Below are 16662 nucleotides of genomic sequence, written 5' to 3'. Positions count from 1 at the left end.
AATTATGAATAATAATCGTAATGTTATTTTTAGGTTAACTTTTTGAATATTGCAATATTTTTCTATCTAACTGTATGGGGCATCTGTTCAGCGAGATAATGACAATGCACTATTCACTATTCACTATTCACTATTCACTATTCACTATTCACTATTCACTATGCATAAATAAAAAACCTTCGCTTTATACTGTAATTCGACAATATGACAATTTAAGGTAAGGGAAAATAAGCACTTTTAAGAGACTAAAAAGCCTAATGTATATTGATACATTAGGCTTTAAGGCAAACTATTTGGGTTCAAATGTTGATTGAGAAGTTAATCAACCCAATGTAAAACGTCTCGAATAATAGACCAACGAGGCTGAGGTGTAGTGGCACCTTTACCTAACATCCAATAGTCATAAAACTCTTGTTGATGACCATCGACCTTACGCAGTTTTTGCCAATTATTAATATAGTTCAGTAATGACTGGTTCGATTGAGCCACCGCATAAGCCACAGGGTAACGGTTTTTATCTTCTAAAATGGCAATGCCGTAACCAGGGAAGAATAAGGTCCAGGCCGATCCCGCCTCTGCGCTGATAACCACAGCATCGTACTTGTCTTTTTTCTGCCTGAAGAAATCTTTGTAACCTTCAATTTTGACAAATTTAAGATGGGGCAACTGCTTTTTGGCTTCTTTGATTTTGTCATCATGTTCAACATAAGCCACGGTGACATCTTCCATGGCCATAATCGACTCATTGGTTTTAAAGCTATTGACGCGGTGGTCTTTAGTCGCAATGGCGATATTGAGTTCTAATACTGGATCGCTGTAACTTAAGCGATCCATTTGTTTGATATCCATGGCAAGCCCTGACATAGCCACATCAAAAAAGCCTGCTTGCAATGACACAGCAAGCTTATCTTTATGAAAAGGAATGAATTCGATATCAACATGTAAATCTTCGGCTAGTTTAGTGGCCATCGCAGAATCAAAACCCACCAATTGCCCTGAATTATTGTAATAACTAAAGGGCACATTACTTGGAATATAACCGACTCTTAGCACGCCACGCTTTCTGATCGTTTTTACATCGACTATTGGCTGAGAGGGTGTTTTACCTACTTCAGGAAACTGTCGGGTGACTTTAGTAGGCACTTTGTCTGCTACTTTCATATTGGCAATCACGCCACTAGTGATTTCAGGGCTAGTAATAAATACCCCCATCCCAATTCGACACACTAATATGGTGACTATGGTACTGGCCACTAGGCCACCAGACATTTTAATTAATTGCGGCGCACGAATTTTAAGACAACCTTGGAACAAACAAACTGTCAGTAAGGTTAATGCGAATAAATTCATTACCGCAGCAATAGAGTTAAATTTACCCGTTATAAAGCCTGACATAACAAATAATTGGAATAAATCAGAAGGTAAATGCACTAAGTCGAGCATAAAGGGGATTGCAACATAAACGCTGCCAAATAGTGATAACAGGCCACTAATCGATAAGGAAGGAATAGCACTGATATCAACAGGGGTACCATTAAACCAGCCAGCAAAATAAACAAACAAAATAACCGTGAGTTTACCGATATTTGGGAAGGTAAAGGCAATAGGTACAAGAATTTCAATTAGGGTTAAGCCGTCTTCACTAAGGTTATTATGCTCACGCATGATCTGCTTACATTCTTCAATAATCACGGGAATGACAATAAAGATATTACCAGTAGCAAACGCGGTTACTAAGCTTGCCTTAGTAATGCTGACGGTTTGCATATATGTAATCGGTGTTAGTGAGCAAACAATCCAAGGTAAAATCACAAAGGTGAGCAATAAGCACAAGACAAAGTAGCTGATTAAATACACCTGCATACTGGCAAATTCATCGACCCCCATCGTCCCTGCAGCCGCTGCGGACATAGCGAAAATACCAATCGGTAATACTTTAACTAAGCCTTGAGTAATGCGTGAGAACGTTTCGGTAATGGTGTGCATGAAAGAAAGCACTTGGTTTTTATTATCACCTTCCATGCCGATGAGTGCCAAGCCCATCGCAATACTAAATACCACCATAGCAGGTACATAACCTGCAGCCATGGATTCAAATGGGTTTGATGGTATGTAAAGCTTGAAGTAATTAATCGGTTCTACAGGTTCGATAATGCTGGTACTGAAAAAGGAGGCGGATTCTACAAATGGGAATGACAATGGCATTAATGCAGTAAGCACCAATCCGACCAACCACAACAGCAACATGATAAGTCCCGCGCGACTAAAAATTAAGATAGCAGTACTTTTTTGCAGTTTCCCAATACCGCCAATCAGCGATACAACAATGTAGGGTAAAACCGTCATCTGCATTAATAAGATGACACCATTACCTATGGTACTTAGCCAGCCAACGGATTCGCCAAAGAAAATACCAACAGCAAAACCGACAAACATGGCAATTAGCATTTGTGTTGAACTGGTCATTGAAAGTAATTTTTTAACCACGTGTCGTATCCATTTATTATGTTATGCCTGCGGCGTTTGAGTCTTAAGGCTCATTAAGCGCTTTATTTATTGCATAGTAGGTTACTGAAAGTTTATCAATTGTCAGGTTTTAAGTGGTGAAGCTGTTAATTTAAATCAATATTAACAGTCTTATTAATCAATAGTCAGACTTTAACGAATAAATTTTAGCGATAAAATAGGTTAGTAAATGCTAATAAATTGGCGAGGAATTGGGGGGGGGTGGTGATAGCTATTGGCTCTAACTTTAGTTATGGCCATAAAAATAGCCAGAACAAATGAACTGGCTATTAGATGTAAATGGATTTGCTAAGGGGGTTTATAGTGGCTTTAGTTTGCCTTTTGCATCAGCAATACATTGATAGTTTTTAGATTGCATAAACTCAGCAAGCTCAGACTCAATACGCTCGAAACAAGCTTCGCCTTCTTTTTCAAAACAAGTAGCAATTTGTACCGCGTCCGCGCCTGCTAATAAATATTCAAACGCATCGATACCGGTTTTAATGCCGCCAACCCCGATGATTTGAACATCATCATCTAACAGTTCACGAAATGCGCGCACATTGGCAAGGCCAATAGGCTTAATGTAATCTCCACATAAACCACCAAAGCCGCCTTTAGGTTTAATGATAGGTTGCTCTGTGTGCGGATCAATCACTAAGGTATTGCCGATAGAGTTAATGCAGGTAATGAACTTTACTGGGTATTTCTTGATGATATTGGCCACTGCAATAAAGTGTGACATATCAAAATACGGCGCTAATTTAATCCCAATAGGTTTATTGCCTAAGGCGGTAATAGCGGCAAGTGCTTGGTCTGTTTGTTCAAAGTCATAAGCGACTTGAGCTTTACCAGGGATATTAGGGCAAGAAAAGTTTACTTCAATTAAATCGACGTCACTGTTTTGAAACGCGGTGACCATTTCAATATTATCTTCAACGCTAAAGCCCGAAACACTGACAATGACAGGTTTCCCCAAGGCTTTTAATTGCGGCACCATTTCTAAATACGCTTTGTATCCAAGGTTGGGGAGCCCCATAGACTGGATAGATCCTAATGGCAGGTTTTGATATCTAGGTTCAGGGTTTCCTTCGCGCGATTCAATCGTACAAGACTTGGTTACCACGGCTGCCGAGTTGGATAGTGCAATGGTGTGCAACTCATCCCAAGTGGTACATTTAGGGCCAGAGGCATTCATCAAATAACTGTCTAGCTGTGTTCCAGCAATTTGAGTGGATAAATCGATGTTCATGAAGCGTCCTCTTGACTGAATTAGTATGGATAAAACAATACGACCGCTTTGAGGTGATTAAGGTTTTTGAAAGGTTTTAAATTATTCACCGCCAAATTGCGACATAGTTTATTCAGCAAGACAATATAGACATTGATTAGAAACAAGAAAAAAGCAAAAGAGACAATAAATTTGTAATAGTGTTAACTAGAGCAAACAAACAAGAAACTCAAAGTGACCTGCAGCGGCTAGGTCACCAGTTCATAAGGGTTTATTTTAAGCGATAAATAACTTCTACACGTTCTTCAACGCTCACCTCACCATATTGATAACTTTCTGCCATATCGCTTTGCATTGCGCTCATTCTCATCATTACGGGTTGCACTGGGTGCTGTGTTAAGTAACGTATTTCCCATACGCCATCGAGTTCACGGTCAAAACCTTGCGCTAGAGCGTGCGCTTTTTGCTTTGCATCTTTAATGGCTGCTTGTCTTGCTTGCTCAATAGCTTGGGTTTCATCGGATGATTTTAAAGCAATATTTTGCACTCGGTTGATGCCTTCTTCTAGAGCTGAATCCAGAATGTCGTTTAACTTAACTAACTCTTTAACGCTAACCGTCAACTGTCTGCTAGCACTATAACCGGTTAATTCTTTAGGTTGGTTTGATGGGTAATGATATTGCGGTTGAATGTGCAAGTTTGCACTTTGAATGTCCTGTTTACTGACACCAGCCTGTTTAAGGCGTTTGATAAACTTAACGACCGCTTTATCAACCGCTGTTTTAGCTTCTTTAGCGTTATCTTTGGTTAAGCTTACTTGTACTGAAATCTCTGCCATATCAGGGGCTACTTTAACTTGGCTGGTGCCAACGGTTTCTAAGTGAGGGAAATCATAGCTAGCGGCTATTGCGGTATTGGTTGTTAAACCGAAAACGAGCCCAGATGCGATTAATGTACTTAACAAGGTTTTTCTTAGTGTGTTCACATTGATTAATTGAGTCATAATTGCTCCAGCAATAATAGAAAGTAAATTCGTTGTTATTGCTATAAACGCAGACAATATAGAAAAGGGTTATTTTTTTTTAAAATATTGTTAGAACGTTGAATGGATTGTGGTGGCTAACAGGTTGCTAGCTTTATGAAAGGTTCACTGAATTGACTGAAACAACAGAGGTTGAACACAAGGGCTGATAAAGGTTTATCTGCCCTTAGCATTTCAATTAGATGTAACGACTTGAACAAGTCGAGCATAGTTGTATCAATGTACTCGTTGTCCATTAACCCAGGTTTCGCTGACTTTGGTTTTCCAAATGTCTTCAACAGGGGCTGAGAAAATATCGGTTTCGATTAAGATAAAATCAGCTTTCATTCCTGGTTTTAGCTGACCAATCTCTTTTTCCTGATGACCAGCAAAAGCGGCATTAGTGGTAAAGCTGGCGAGCGCTTCAGTGATTGTCATGCTTTCTCTACGGTACCAACCATCAACCGGCTGATTGTCATGGTCTTGTCTGGTCACAGAGGCATGAAGGCCATAAAAAGGGTTAGGGGACTCAATGGGAAAGTCAGAACCTGCTGCAATAACAGCGCCCGCATTGATTAATTTACGCCAAGCGTAAGCGCCCTTTATTCGCGAGTTGCCCACTCTATCTTCTGCCATATTCTTATCGCTGGTGGCATGTGTTGCCTGCATAGAAGCAATCACATTGAGCTCAGCAAATCGAGAAATATCACTGAGCTGCAATACTTGTGCATGTTCAATACGGTGACGTAAATGGCGACTGTTACTGTTGGCAATTAATGATTGGTAATGATCTAAAACAATTTGATTGGCATTATCACCAATTGCGTGGGTATTAACCTGAAACCCTGCTTTCATGGCTTTTTCAATCTTATCGCCTAAGGCTTGTGGCGAATATAGCAATAACCCCTTGTGGCCTTTTAAGTCACTATAATCTTCAATTAACGCAGCGCCGCGACTGCCTAATGCGCCGTCAGCAGAAATTTTAACACTGCTAACACGGAATTTATCGGTATCAATACGGTATGGTCCTGCAGCCATTAATTGATCAAACTCAGGATCTTCAGCGTCAATCATGCCGTAAACGCGAATAGGCATTTTACTGCGTAAGTCCAAAGCTTGATAAGCCGCAATGGTATCAGACTGAATCCCAGCGTCATGTACACTGGTTAACCCTAATTCTGCTAATGAGGTTAAAGCTGTTTCTAGCACTGCTTGTTGCTCTTCAATCGACAGTTTAGGGATATTGTTGGTAATTAAGCTCATGGCATTATCAATAAATACGCCAGTAGGCTGACCATTTTTATGGCGAAGGATCTCGCCGCCTGCTGGACTGATTGAATTGATATCGACTCCAGCAACTGCCATTGCTGCTGAATTTGCCCAGCCAGCGTGCCCATCAATTCGTACTAACCATACAGGCGTGTCAGGAAATATCTTATCGAGAGAGGCGGCAGTAGGAAATTGCTTACTTGGCCATAATACTTGGTTCCAACCTCTGCCTTGTACCCAGTGTAATGAAGACTGTTGCTGCCTAAATTCATCGACAATATTAACAGCATCGTATTCTGATTCACTGTCGCGTAATTGAGCACGCATCAAGCTCAAACCGTAACTCAATACATGCCCGTGAGCATCAATTAAGCCCGGAAGTAAGGTTCGACCTTTACCATCAATATGATTGATATTAGCTTCGGTTTTATAGGGTAAGTTGTCTTGTTCGGTATATATTTTTTCGATGGTGTCACCATCAAATTGCAAAGCTCTAAACTCGATGAGATTGCCATCTTGAACAGTATATCCATGGATGTTACTGATCAATTGACTCTGGCTAAGTGCGGGGAAACTGACTAAACAGATACAAGTGATAAGCAGCTTTTTGTAGGTATTTATCATGTGTTAATTCGTTCCATGTTCTTATTGTTTTGTCTTTTAGCTATTGAACAATATTTAATTTTTGTTGTTGATTTTATGTTAACTGGTTTTTTGTAGAAAAACGAGAGTGAAATAAACATGTTAATGCGTAATCGACAGATTCATTAAGCTGGTGAATGGCAAGCAACTAACGTGATAACTGCTACACTAGAAATGTCTTAAACGACTTGCTACTAGTGTTACTGGTGTAATATTCAAGCGAGTGACTATTTAAGTACAATAACGGTATTCTGATTTAAATCATGATGTTTAGGCAAAAAGTGTAAACAAAAAAGATTTAGACAAAAAGTTGAGAAGCAGTATTAAGCAAAGGCAAGTGGAGAGGTTATGGGGTTAAGCGCGTCAATATTAGTACTTTTAGGGTTAATTGGACTGAGTTTATCCTTAAAGCCTGCATATCAAATTTGTGCTTACTCTCAATTTAGCAGCAAAGGTTGGCTAACCCTGTTGATGCTAATCGCATTGTTTATTGTGAGTTATTTTAGCTATTTATCATTATTATTGAAGGCTCAGGAAACCGTTAATTTTATTCAATTGGTTGTCGCAGGGATCTTTTTTGCCGGAGGTTGGTTTGTTTATTTGGTGACACGTTTGAGCAAGCAAACAATCGAGAATATGGATAATTTACTGCAAGAAAAAAACCATCAAGCTAATCATGATTTGCTTACAGGGCTACCTAACCGTCAACAGTATTATCGAAGTATTGATCAATTCATTGCAAAAGAACCTGAGACGTTTTATTGCATGATGTTAGACATTAATAATTTCAAAATGATTAATGATACTTTTGGTCATTCAGAAGGTGACAGAGTTTTACAGATTGTGGCTGAACGTATAGACAGCGTGTTACCAGCAGACGCACTTGCTGCAAGAATTGGCGGTGATGAGATTGCCATTATTATTCCTGATGCTCAGGATCGCAATATCTCAATAATAGCCAAACAAATCGAACAAGCTCTACTCGTTGATATTCCATGCTCTGGGCACATGATTGTTATTGGTGCTAGCATTGGGATTGCCCAATTTCCCAAGGATGGACAGGATAGAAAGTCGCTGATGAAAAATGCCGATATTGCGATGTATTCTGCTAAGCGTAATGAAGTTTCACATCAGTATTTTCAGCCACATTTAACCTCATCACAATTTCCCAAGTATGCTTTAGATATTGATAAGTCTAGTTTTTAGTAGGACCTGAATATGATAAAATTCAAGTTCTCTAGAGGACTATTAAAATGACTAGACTAGCGGCTATACAAGTGCAAAGTCAGTTGTTATATACTGTACAAATATAAGTGTTACAGAGACCACTATGACAACAGAGCAACGACTCCTGAATGCAGCAAAAGAATTAATCAAACAGCATGGTGTGATTAACTTTTCAATGTCGGATGTCCCTAGGGCTTGTGGGTTATCTAGAGCCTGTTGTTACCAAAATTTCCGTGATAAAAATGAAATTTTAGCCGCGCTTTGTATCGAAGAAGTTCAAATGAATATCACAGCCATTAATGAGCAACGTTTTGAAGACTTTGCAATGATTTTCAGTATGGTATTAAGACCGCTTATTTTTAATCATTTAAAAGACAAAGACCGATTAGCACTTGAGCATATTTTTGCTGAGTTAACATCATTGATAACACTATTACCTGAAAAAGAAGAGTTCAAATTCTTAAAGCGCGGCTTCGAGTTTCTCGATATGGAAAAAAAACAGAATTCAATTTAATACTGGTCTATGGATACACACCGTTAAATTTTCGCTTGTATATGCCCGCGAATCCCCCCAATAAGCCTTATTGTTAAGGCTTTTTTATGCCTGAATGTTAACTCTTGGCAGTTTTCAGTTTATTTGGTTCAGTTTATTTGGCTCGATACATTTACAGCAGACAGGTAAAAATCACAGATAAAAATCATAGTTTACATAACTATTTCGTGACAACTGTAACAATGTTAATTTAAAGTAAGAGGCATAACTTAATGAATTACATGCCGTAATTTTTAATATGGCTATGAATCTATCGATACTGCAGAAAATGTATCAATAGCAAGGAAGCAAAAGCTTAATGAGTGAGCAAGGCAATAATGGTGCCCCCCTAACTGAAGAAACGGCAATCTTAGAAGAGCAAGCGCTCAATCAACAAGCAGCTATTCAAGCATCTGAAGACGATCACCATCAACACCTATTAGGCCACTGTCATCACCATAATCAAATGCAGCAGCATCTTGAAGAGTCTAAACAGGCTGTAGCTTCTACAGTTAATTCAGCACTTAAAGCTGAAGTAGCTCATGCTCCTGACACAGACACAGACACAGACACAGACACAGATACTGCAATCGATTCCGTTAGCTCTCAAACACGTACAGTAAAATTGCCTCTAGTTAATGTGTTTGCCAAAGGCGGCTACTGTGTGCAAATGCACCTTGGAAGTGAAGGTCGTCCAGCAAATCTAATCGTTGATACTGGTAGTAGTACCTTAGTCGTTAAAAAGCAGGTCTACAGACCGCACGATGATCAGCTACTGCAATCTGGCCCATTTGCTCAGCAGGTGATTTATGGTGCAGGCGGTTGGGATGGGCCATTAGTGCATACCAAGGTGAGTGTCAGCCAAGATGGGCTTAAAGATGATTTGTTAGCGCAAGATTCACTAGATAAAAATACGACAACACATGTGCCGCATCTTAACCTCGCTCATGAACCGCTTGATTTAGAAGGCTGCCCTGTAGCAATTGTACCCTCGTTAGAGCATCAAAAAACCTTTGCCGATGCAGATGGAATACTGGGTCTTGCTTATTATGGCTTGAACAAGAGCTACGATTTAACTGCCTATATTGAACAACATGAAATTAAGCCTGCATCGACATTCCCATGGCCATTTTTAGAACCTAACTCAGTGTGCCCTGCACATAGTGATCATGACGCGAGGAGTTGTGATGAGTCTGACGAGCAAGAACGCTTTAGCGGCGAAGATTTAAAACGCTTTCGAAAGTTTCTTAAAAAGCAGCCACAACAGACCGTTGTCCCGTATTTTACCCGCCTTAACAATAGCGGTTTAACCAACAATCGTTTTGCTTTTCATTCAAAGCGCTCAAGTATTCATATTGCTAAAGATGACTATACCCAAGAGCAAATCGCTGCCGATCCACTTAACAAAGGCTGGTTGATTTTAGGTGGTGGCAAAGAGCATACCGAACTATATCAGGGAAAGTTTAAAACCATTGATGTTATTCATAATCGCTATTACAACGTCAAATTGTACTCCATGAGTGTCGGCGACCAAGCGCCTGTCGAAGCCCCAGCTTTGCAAGAAAAATACATTCCTTCCCATAAAAGTAACGCCATTATTGATACTGGGGTGTCAGGGATTTTGCTAACTAACTTATTGTACGAAGCTATGTTGCAAGGCTTTGGCAATGTGTCAGAAGCGTTTGTGGAGCTAGTCACCCCGTTTAAAGATATCCGCTTGCAAGAAGAGGGGATTGATATGACTGAGCTATTTAAAGGCCGTGATATGACGGGTCATCACCCCAATGATTTGAGCCATTGGCCGACACTGCACTTCACCTTTGATGGTGAAATCACCAACGAATGTCCTGATAAAGAAAATGAAGTGATTGATAAAGCGATAACCGTCACTTGTAAGCCAGAACATTATTGGCAGCTGAACTCGCCAAGTCCTGGTAAAGCGTGTTTTAAAATAATGGGGCAGCTGCCTCGTTGGCCTAACCAGTGTTTATTAGGTTTACCATTACTCAATGATTATTACGTGGTTTTTGATCGTTCGGCCCACGAAACGGGCGTGATTCGGTTTGCAGATCAAAGAGATTGATACTCTATTCTCAAGGAAAGTTATATGCATGAGTTTGAAACCGAACGATTGAAGATGCGCTTGTTGCAAAAAGAAGATAAAGACTTTTTTGTAAGCTTATATACAGATCCTAAGATAATGCGACATATAGCGGAGCCATTTACCACAGAAAAAACTATTTCGTTATTCAATTCAGCTATTAAACTGAACCTTAAGTTTCCACTAAGACAATTACTTTGGGTTATCGTAGAAAAAAAAACTGGTGATATTTGCGGTATTCAGAATTTATCAATGCATTATGAAGATAACTTAGAGGCTGAAGCTGGTCTGATTTTGTCACGAAGTGCACAAGGTAAGTTTTATCCAGAGGAGGCCCTTGTTGGAATGGTTGATTATGCATTTAATATATTAAAGCTAAAAACAACTTTTGCTTATTCGTCAATACAAAATAGAGCAAGTAAAAGAGTAGTACTCAAAGCAGGGTTTAAAGAAATTCACGTTGATGGTAACAAAGTTAGCTACAAAAAAGTTTCACCTTTTTAATAATGTAAGTGTTAATAAGGATAGACTTCATTGTAACAATTCCATTGCAATTGTTTAGCTGTTATCTTGTTTTTTACGAAACTTAAAACTTATTTATTAGAAAGAGTAGGTACATGGTAGGAAGTTTAACGTGTGTTGGCATTGGAATGACATTGGGAGCGCATATTTGCCCCTTAAGTAAAAGTTACATTGAAAATGCAGATGTCATTTTTTCTGGTGTTTCTCACGGTGTAACGGAGCTGTGGTTACAAGAAATGCATTCTGATGTTCGTAGTTTACAAATCTACTACCAAGAAGGTAAGTCTCGGCAGATTACTTACAATGAAATGGTTGATGCGATGATGGCTGAAGTTAGAGCGGGCAAGAATGTAGTAGGAGCTTTTTATGGTCACCCTGGTGTATTTGCTCAAGCGCCGCATAAGTCTATTGCTATGGCGAAAGCTGAAGGTTATCAAGCGCGCATGGTACCAGGGATTTCAGCAGAAGATTGTTTAATTGCTGACTTAGGAATTGATCCCGGTCGTTTTGGGTGTCAGCAGTTTGAGACAAGTCAGTTTATGTTTTATAAACGTCAATATGACCCATCTTGCTATCTGATTTTATGGCAAATTGGTTTAGCTGGAGATAAGTCATTAACTAAATTTTCAACAGGTGCCGCCCACAGGCAAGTGCTAATTGAGTTACTTGGTGAAGTTTACCCACTGGATCACCAAGTTATTTTATATGAAGCAGCGGTGCTTCCAATAGATAAGATTCGCATAGAAACTCTATCGCTTTCAGAGTTGGTCACTGCTGAGATTCATATGCACACCACTTTAGTGATTCCACCGAGCCAAAAAATGCAGCCAAATGAAAAGCTTGTAGCACGTTTAGCTGGAATTGAGCAAGAATTAGCGCAGTAGGATGTCGCGCCACTTATATAGTGTAATAGCATAATCAATTATGCTGCATTATAAAAAAGCCTAATCATCGGCAAATTAATAATAAAAGGAGATATGATGTCAAGTGTAATCGAGTTACTAGAGCGTATGGGGCAAGATTCAAACTTATCAACATTGGAAAATTATAATGAGGCAATCATTCAAGCTGAGCTAAGCCCTGAATTGAAAAAGTCACTTTTGAATAAAGATGTTAGTTCGTTAACAAAAGAGCTAAATGTTTGTGCTGAATTGGTATGTGGATTATTGCCTGCTGATGAAGATGAGGGTGAAGAGGAAAGCGAGACTGAATCGCCTTCAGAAAGTAAAACAAATTGTAATTAAGATACTTAAAAATGAATCTAATGGTTAAATTGCTGTGGACGATTATTATAGTTTGTACATTTATGAACTGTTCGCTCGCTGACGTGGCTAATAATGAATTAGAAGTGCTAGATGTTGATTCTTTATTGAGTGATGCAGATAAAGTTCGCAGCCAGCAATCACAGCAATTTAATCTCATTTTAGAGAAAATAAATTCCAAGCGACATACTTTATCTCTTGAGCAAGCTGAGTATTATGATTATTTATTAGCATATCAATTAGCTTACAAAGGTGATTTTACTCAAGCTCAGGAAGTATGGGAAAAAATAAGTGACACAAGTTCATCCACAGAACTAAAGTTCAGAGCCAATTTATCTTTGATAAATATTTTTGCTTATACTAAACAATGGAGTGAAGGTTTAAGTTATCTGGAATATAATTTAGAGAATTTACATTTAATTGATAACCCAGAAATTAGTCAGCTAGGTATCTCTGCTGCTGCCATATTTTATAATCATTTAGGACAATATGAGCTGGCGTTAAAATACGCAAACCAACTAAATTCATTGAGTATTCAAGGACGAAATAATTGTATCGTTAAACAACAAATTGTTGAGTCAAAATTTCATCTGAAACAATTACATGTAAAATCGGAAGCCATTAAGGCTGCATTGAGCTCTTGCTTAATTAGTGATGAAGTTGTTTGGTATAATTTAACTAATACATTTATTGCTAAACTTTATATTCAGGAAGGTCAGAATAAGAAGGCAATTGGTCTAATTTTAGAAAATATTGATGCCTTAAAAGAATCAAGTTATATACCTATTTTGTCACAATTTTATTCTTTATTGTCTCAAGCTTATTTATCTGAAAAACTGATTGAAAAAGCGAAACTTTATGGTAACGAGAGTATTTCAATTAGTAGCGGTATTTTAAATTCTGAGCCTTCAATGATTGCATATGAAGTATTATATCAAGTTGCAGTACAGGAAAGTGACTTTGAAACTGCTCTATTTTACTACATAAAGTTTGCTGAAGCCGAAAAGTCATACTTTGACGATCTCAAAACCAAATATCTCGCTTTTCAGTTAGCGCAACATAAAGCCGTCGAACAAAAAGTCCAAATCGAATTACTCAACAAACAGAACAAACTATTGCAAGCTAGTCAGCGCTTAGCTGAAAGTGAAACTGAAAATAATCGTTTGTTTATGGCTTTGCTGATCATGGTGATCAGTTTGTTGGCCATTGCGGCTATTCGCTCGAACAGAAACCAAAAGCGTTTGAAACACCTTGCTCAAATAGACTCGTTAACTCAAATTTATAACCGTGGCCATTTTAATACGGCAGCGCAAGATGCGATGTCAGCTTGCCAAGTTAATCAAGACGATATTAGTTGTATTTTATTCGATTTAGATAAGTTTAAAACTATCAACGACAACTATGGCCATGCATGTGGTGATTGGGTGCTTAAAAGTGTTGCCCGTACTTGTAAGAATATAGGCCGTACAAATGATATTTTTGCTCGCTTAGGCGGGGAGGAATTTTGTATTATCTTGTCTCGTTGCGATGCCGTTACGGCATTAAAGATTGCTGAAGATTACCGTAAGGCGATTGCCAATATTGATAGCAGCCCAAGCGGTTACACGTTCCCTATTACTGCAAGTTTTGGAGTCACTGACAGTGTGCAGTCTGGTTATAGTGTTGAAGCACTAACAGGTCATGCGGACAATGCCATGTATCTAGCTAAAAGCACTGGCCGTAATAAAGTATGTAACTATGCCGATGTACTTGCTTCTAAAGAATCTTGCTCGGTGATTATTTAGTTTTACACTGACTTAACGCCATAATGTTAATGCCACAAGAGATAAGCCGTTTACAGATAAAGCGATTGCGCCCAAAGCGTTAATCGCTTTATTTTTGGGTAACAAACCGAGTAGTGAACTGTTATTCTATTTATCAAGAAATTATGCGTTCACTTACTCATTTTGGAGACCAGTTTGGATAAATCAGCTTATTTAGATGCAATGGGTGTATCTCGTTGGCGCAGTGCTGATGCCAAAGGTAAGCCTTATCTTATTATTCAAGATTCTGATACTGATATTTCTCAGCATGCCATTGTCCTAGAGATTTTGGGGTTACTGAGTGTAGACCTGAACGATTGTGAATTTGATACTGAGATGGTCAAAGGAATGCAAGTGGTGTGGGATATGCGCAAATTAAAGGTGCGCCCTAGAGTCGCTTGGCTGGTATCTGCACCATTAGCAGCTCTTGAAACAGGTCATCAAGCTAAGCGCGAATTATGGCAACAGATATACCAATACCTTGCTAAAACCGCAGCCTAATTAAATCCGTATTTTGATAATAAAGCGTTTTGATAAAGAACCGCTTTGGTAAATAGCAGTTCGGATAAAGAGATTTCTAATCTTTATAGCCAGCTTACAGCCATCTTAATCGTGATTTCAACAGTAGTAACAGTTAACTATTTTTCTAAGAACCCTATTTTAAGAAACCTATTTTAAAAACTATGTCAGAAACAAGCTCATTCTCGAATTCTATAGTGATTAAACCTCTTAGCCCTGAAAACGCTGCTGAGATGTCTATTGTTGAAAATCAAGCTCATAGTCATCCTATGAGCTTGTCCAATCTAGAAGACTGTTTTGGGCGCTTGTATCGCGTTTTTGGTGCTTACGAAGGTGAACAACTTATTGGTTTTGCGATAGTGCAGCAAATAGTTGATGAGATGACTTTGTTAGATATTTGCATCAATCCGCAGTTTCAAGGTAAAGGCTTAGGTTTACACTTGCTGAATCATATTATTAGCGACGCAAAACAGCATGAGGCTGTGATTGTCATGCTTGAGGTGCGTCAGTCTAACCAAGCGGCAATAGGCTTATATCAAAAACTGGGCTTTGTAGAGTCAGGTCGTAGAATAGGCTATTACCCTGCAGAGTCGGGTCGTGAAGATGCGATTTTAATGGATTACAGGCTTTAGGTTTTCTTTAGCTCTCTTTGACTGTCTTTGACTCTCTATGACTTTGTTTTAACTTATTGGCTATGCCTTAGCTTGTTAACTATTTCTTGAGCAGTGATTTAATGCATTTACCGATGTAAAGCCACTTTAATATAAGGATAAAAATGAGAGACGCATTAAGAGCAAAGATTATTCAAGTTTGCGATAAGAAAATAGCCGCAAAAGGCGATAACGTTGGTTTATCTTTTTATGCTTTTTTTGCCAACAAAAATGACAATCCTGAGCTATTGATGGAAGCCGCTACTTGGTGGATTGAAACTCATCGGCTTGACCATTTTGTTAAGGCAAAAGAGATTAAAGCCATGGTTGAAAGCGGTTTGTAACTTGAGTCGTTTTATTTAGGCAAATAAAAACGGCGCTTAAAGCGCCGTTTTTTTACGAGGAAGAAAGTTTATTTCACTTCTTTACCTTGAGCTTGTAAATCTGCATGGTAGCTTGAGCGAACTAACGGTCCGCAAGCTGCATGGGTAAAGCCAAGTTCATCAGCCAAGTCTTTTAATGCATCGAACTCAGCTGGCGGCACGTAACGTTCAACCGGTAAATGGAACTTAGACGGCTGTAAGTACTGACCTAGAGTGAGCATTTCAACATCGTGTTTACGTAAGTCACGTAACACATCTGCGATTTCTTCGTTAGTTTCACCTAAACCCATCATTAAGCCAGATTTTGTTGGCACATCAGGGTGACGCTCTTTAAAGCGTTTCAGTAAATCTAATGACCATTGATAGTTCGCCCCAGGACGCGCTTTACGGTAATGCTTAGGCGCAGTTTCAAGGTTATGGTTGAACACATCAGGTGGCTCAGTCGCAATAATATCGAGCGCTGCATCAATACGACCACGGAAATCAGGGACTAAAATCTCAATTTTAATTTCAGGATTAAGTATGCGGATTTCACGAATACAATCTGCAAAATGTTGTGCGCCGCCATCACGTAAATCATCACGATCCACTGAGGTAATAACCACATATTTAAGCTTCATGTCTTTGATGGTTTGGGCAAGCTTTTTAGGTTCAGCTGCGTCAGGTTTAAGCGGACGACCATGGGCAACATCACAGAAAGGGCAACGACGAGTACAGATAGCACCTAAGATCATAAAGGTGGCTGTACCGTGGTTAAAGCATTCAGCGAGGTTAGGGCACGATGCTTCTTCACAAACTGAGTGCAAACCATTTTTACGTAATGCTGATTTAATCTCAGTAATACGCTGGTTTGATGCAGGTAGCTTTACGCGTAACCAGTTTGGTTTGCGTAACATGGTTTCCTTTTCAGAAGGAACCACTTTTACTGGAATACGTGCGACTTTTTCGGCATCACGCAGTTTTACACCAGGTTGTAATCTTTCAGGCCTATTCATA

The 16662-nt window shown here is 39.1% G+C and carries 15 protein-coding genes; 10 read left to right on the top strand and 5 right to left on the bottom strand.

Annotated elements, in window-relative coordinates; genetic code table 11:
• Positions 1-318: 318 nt before the first annotated feature.
• From LMH66_RS13635 to LMH66_RS13620, 4 genes are all read right to left on the bottom strand, one after another.
• A complete protein-coding gene (locus tag LMH66_RS13635; protein ID WP_229370654.1) occupies positions 319-2487 on the bottom strand; it encodes a cation:dicarboxylate symporter family transporter in 2169 nt (722 codons plus the stop codon).
• Between the two features lie 337 nt (positions 2488-2824).
• A complete protein-coding gene (locus tag LMH66_RS13630) occupies positions 2825-3757 on the bottom strand; it encodes a dihydroorotate oxidase (protein ID WP_102528108.1) in 933 nt (310 codons plus the stop codon).
• 250 nt (positions 3758-4007) lie between these two features.
• On the bottom strand, positions 4008-4739 hold the full coding sequence (locus LMH66_RS13625) for an oxidative stress defense protein (RefSeq protein ID WP_229370653.1): 732 nt from the start codon (positions 4737-4739) through the stop codon (positions 4008-4010).
• 255 nt (positions 4740-4994) lie between these two features.
• Positions 4995-6650 (bottom strand): amidohydrolase, encoded by a 1656-nt coding sequence (locus LMH66_RS13620; RefSeq protein ID WP_229370651.1) that lies wholly within the window; start codon positions 6648-6650, stop codon positions 4995-4997.
• Positions 6651-7016: 366 nt separating this feature from the next.
• Here LMH66_RS13620 and LMH66_RS13615 point away from each other — a divergent pair, with 366 nt between their 5' ends.
• From LMH66_RS13615 to LMH66_RS13570, 10 genes are all read left to right on the top strand, one after another.
• Complete coding sequence (locus tag LMH66_RS13615; protein ID WP_102528105.1) at positions 7017-7874, top strand: GGDEF domain-containing protein; 858 nt, start codon at positions 7017-7019, stop codon at positions 7872-7874.
• A 124-nt stretch (positions 7875-7998) separates the two neighbouring features.
• Entirely contained in the window at positions 7999-8409 is a 411-nt protein-coding gene (locus tag LMH66_RS13610) for a TetR/AcrR family transcriptional regulator (RefSeq protein ID WP_229370650.1), read from the top strand.
• 337 nt (positions 8410-8746) lie between these two features.
• Positions 8747-10510, top strand: a complete 1764-nt coding sequence (locus tag LMH66_RS13605) for a pepsin-like aspartyl protease (protein ID WP_229370649.1) — start codon at positions 8747-8749, stop codon at positions 10508-10510.
• Positions 10511-10534: 24 nt separating this feature from the next.
• A complete protein-coding gene (locus tag LMH66_RS13600) occupies positions 10535-11032 on the top strand; it encodes a GNAT family N-acetyltransferase (RefSeq protein ID WP_229370648.1) in 498 nt (165 codons plus the stop codon).
• A gap of 113 nt (positions 11033-11145) precedes the next feature.
• A complete protein-coding gene (locus tag LMH66_RS13595; protein ID WP_229370647.1) occupies positions 11146-11934 on the top strand; it encodes an SAM-dependent methyltransferase in 789 nt (262 codons plus the stop codon).
• Positions 11935-12030: 96 nt separating this feature from the next.
• A complete protein-coding gene (locus tag LMH66_RS13590; protein ID WP_229370645.1) occupies positions 12031-12294 on the top strand; it encodes a hypothetical protein in 264 nt (87 codons plus the stop codon).
• A gap of 62 nt (positions 12295-12356) precedes the next feature.
• Positions 12357-14096, top strand: coding sequence for a GGDEF domain-containing protein (locus tag LMH66_RS13585; RefSeq protein WP_229370643.1), 1740 nt, complete (start codon positions 12357-12359; stop codon positions 14094-14096).
• A 174-nt stretch (positions 14097-14270) separates the two neighbouring features.
• Entirely contained in the window at positions 14271-14615 is a 345-nt protein-coding gene (locus LMH66_RS13580) for a hypothetical protein (protein WP_229370642.1), read from the top strand.
• Between the two features lie 182 nt (positions 14616-14797).
• Positions 14798-15265 carry a ribosomal protein S18-alanine N-acetyltransferase gene (rimI, locus tag LMH66_RS13575; RefSeq protein ID WP_420709424.1) on the top strand — a complete coding sequence of 156 codons (468 nt, stop codon included), beginning with the start codon at positions 14798-14800 and terminating at the stop codon, positions 15263-15265.
• 143 nt (positions 15266-15408) lie between these two features.
• On the top strand, positions 15409-15627 hold the full coding sequence (locus tag LMH66_RS13570; protein ID WP_229370641.1) for a DUF6500 family protein: 219 nt from the start codon (positions 15409-15411) through the stop codon (positions 15625-15627).
• A gap of 68 nt (positions 15628-15695) precedes the next feature.
• Here LMH66_RS13570 and lipA read toward each other — a convergent pair whose 3' ends face one another.
• Positions 15696-16661 carry a lipoyl synthase gene (gene lipA / locus LMH66_RS13565; RefSeq protein ID WP_102528095.1) on the bottom strand — a complete coding sequence of 322 codons (966 nt, stop codon included), beginning with the start codon at positions 16659-16661 and terminating at the stop codon, positions 15696-15698.
• Between the last annotated feature and the right edge of the window lies 1 nt (position 16662).

Source organism: Shewanella sp. 10N.7 (assembly GCF_020806285.1).
Lineage (GTDB): Bacteria > Pseudomonadota > Gammaproteobacteria > Enterobacterales > Shewanellaceae > Shewanella > Shewanella electrodiphila.
The sequence above is the reverse complement of the archived record's forward strand: the minus strand, read 5'-3'. Positions and strand labels throughout refer to the sequence as shown.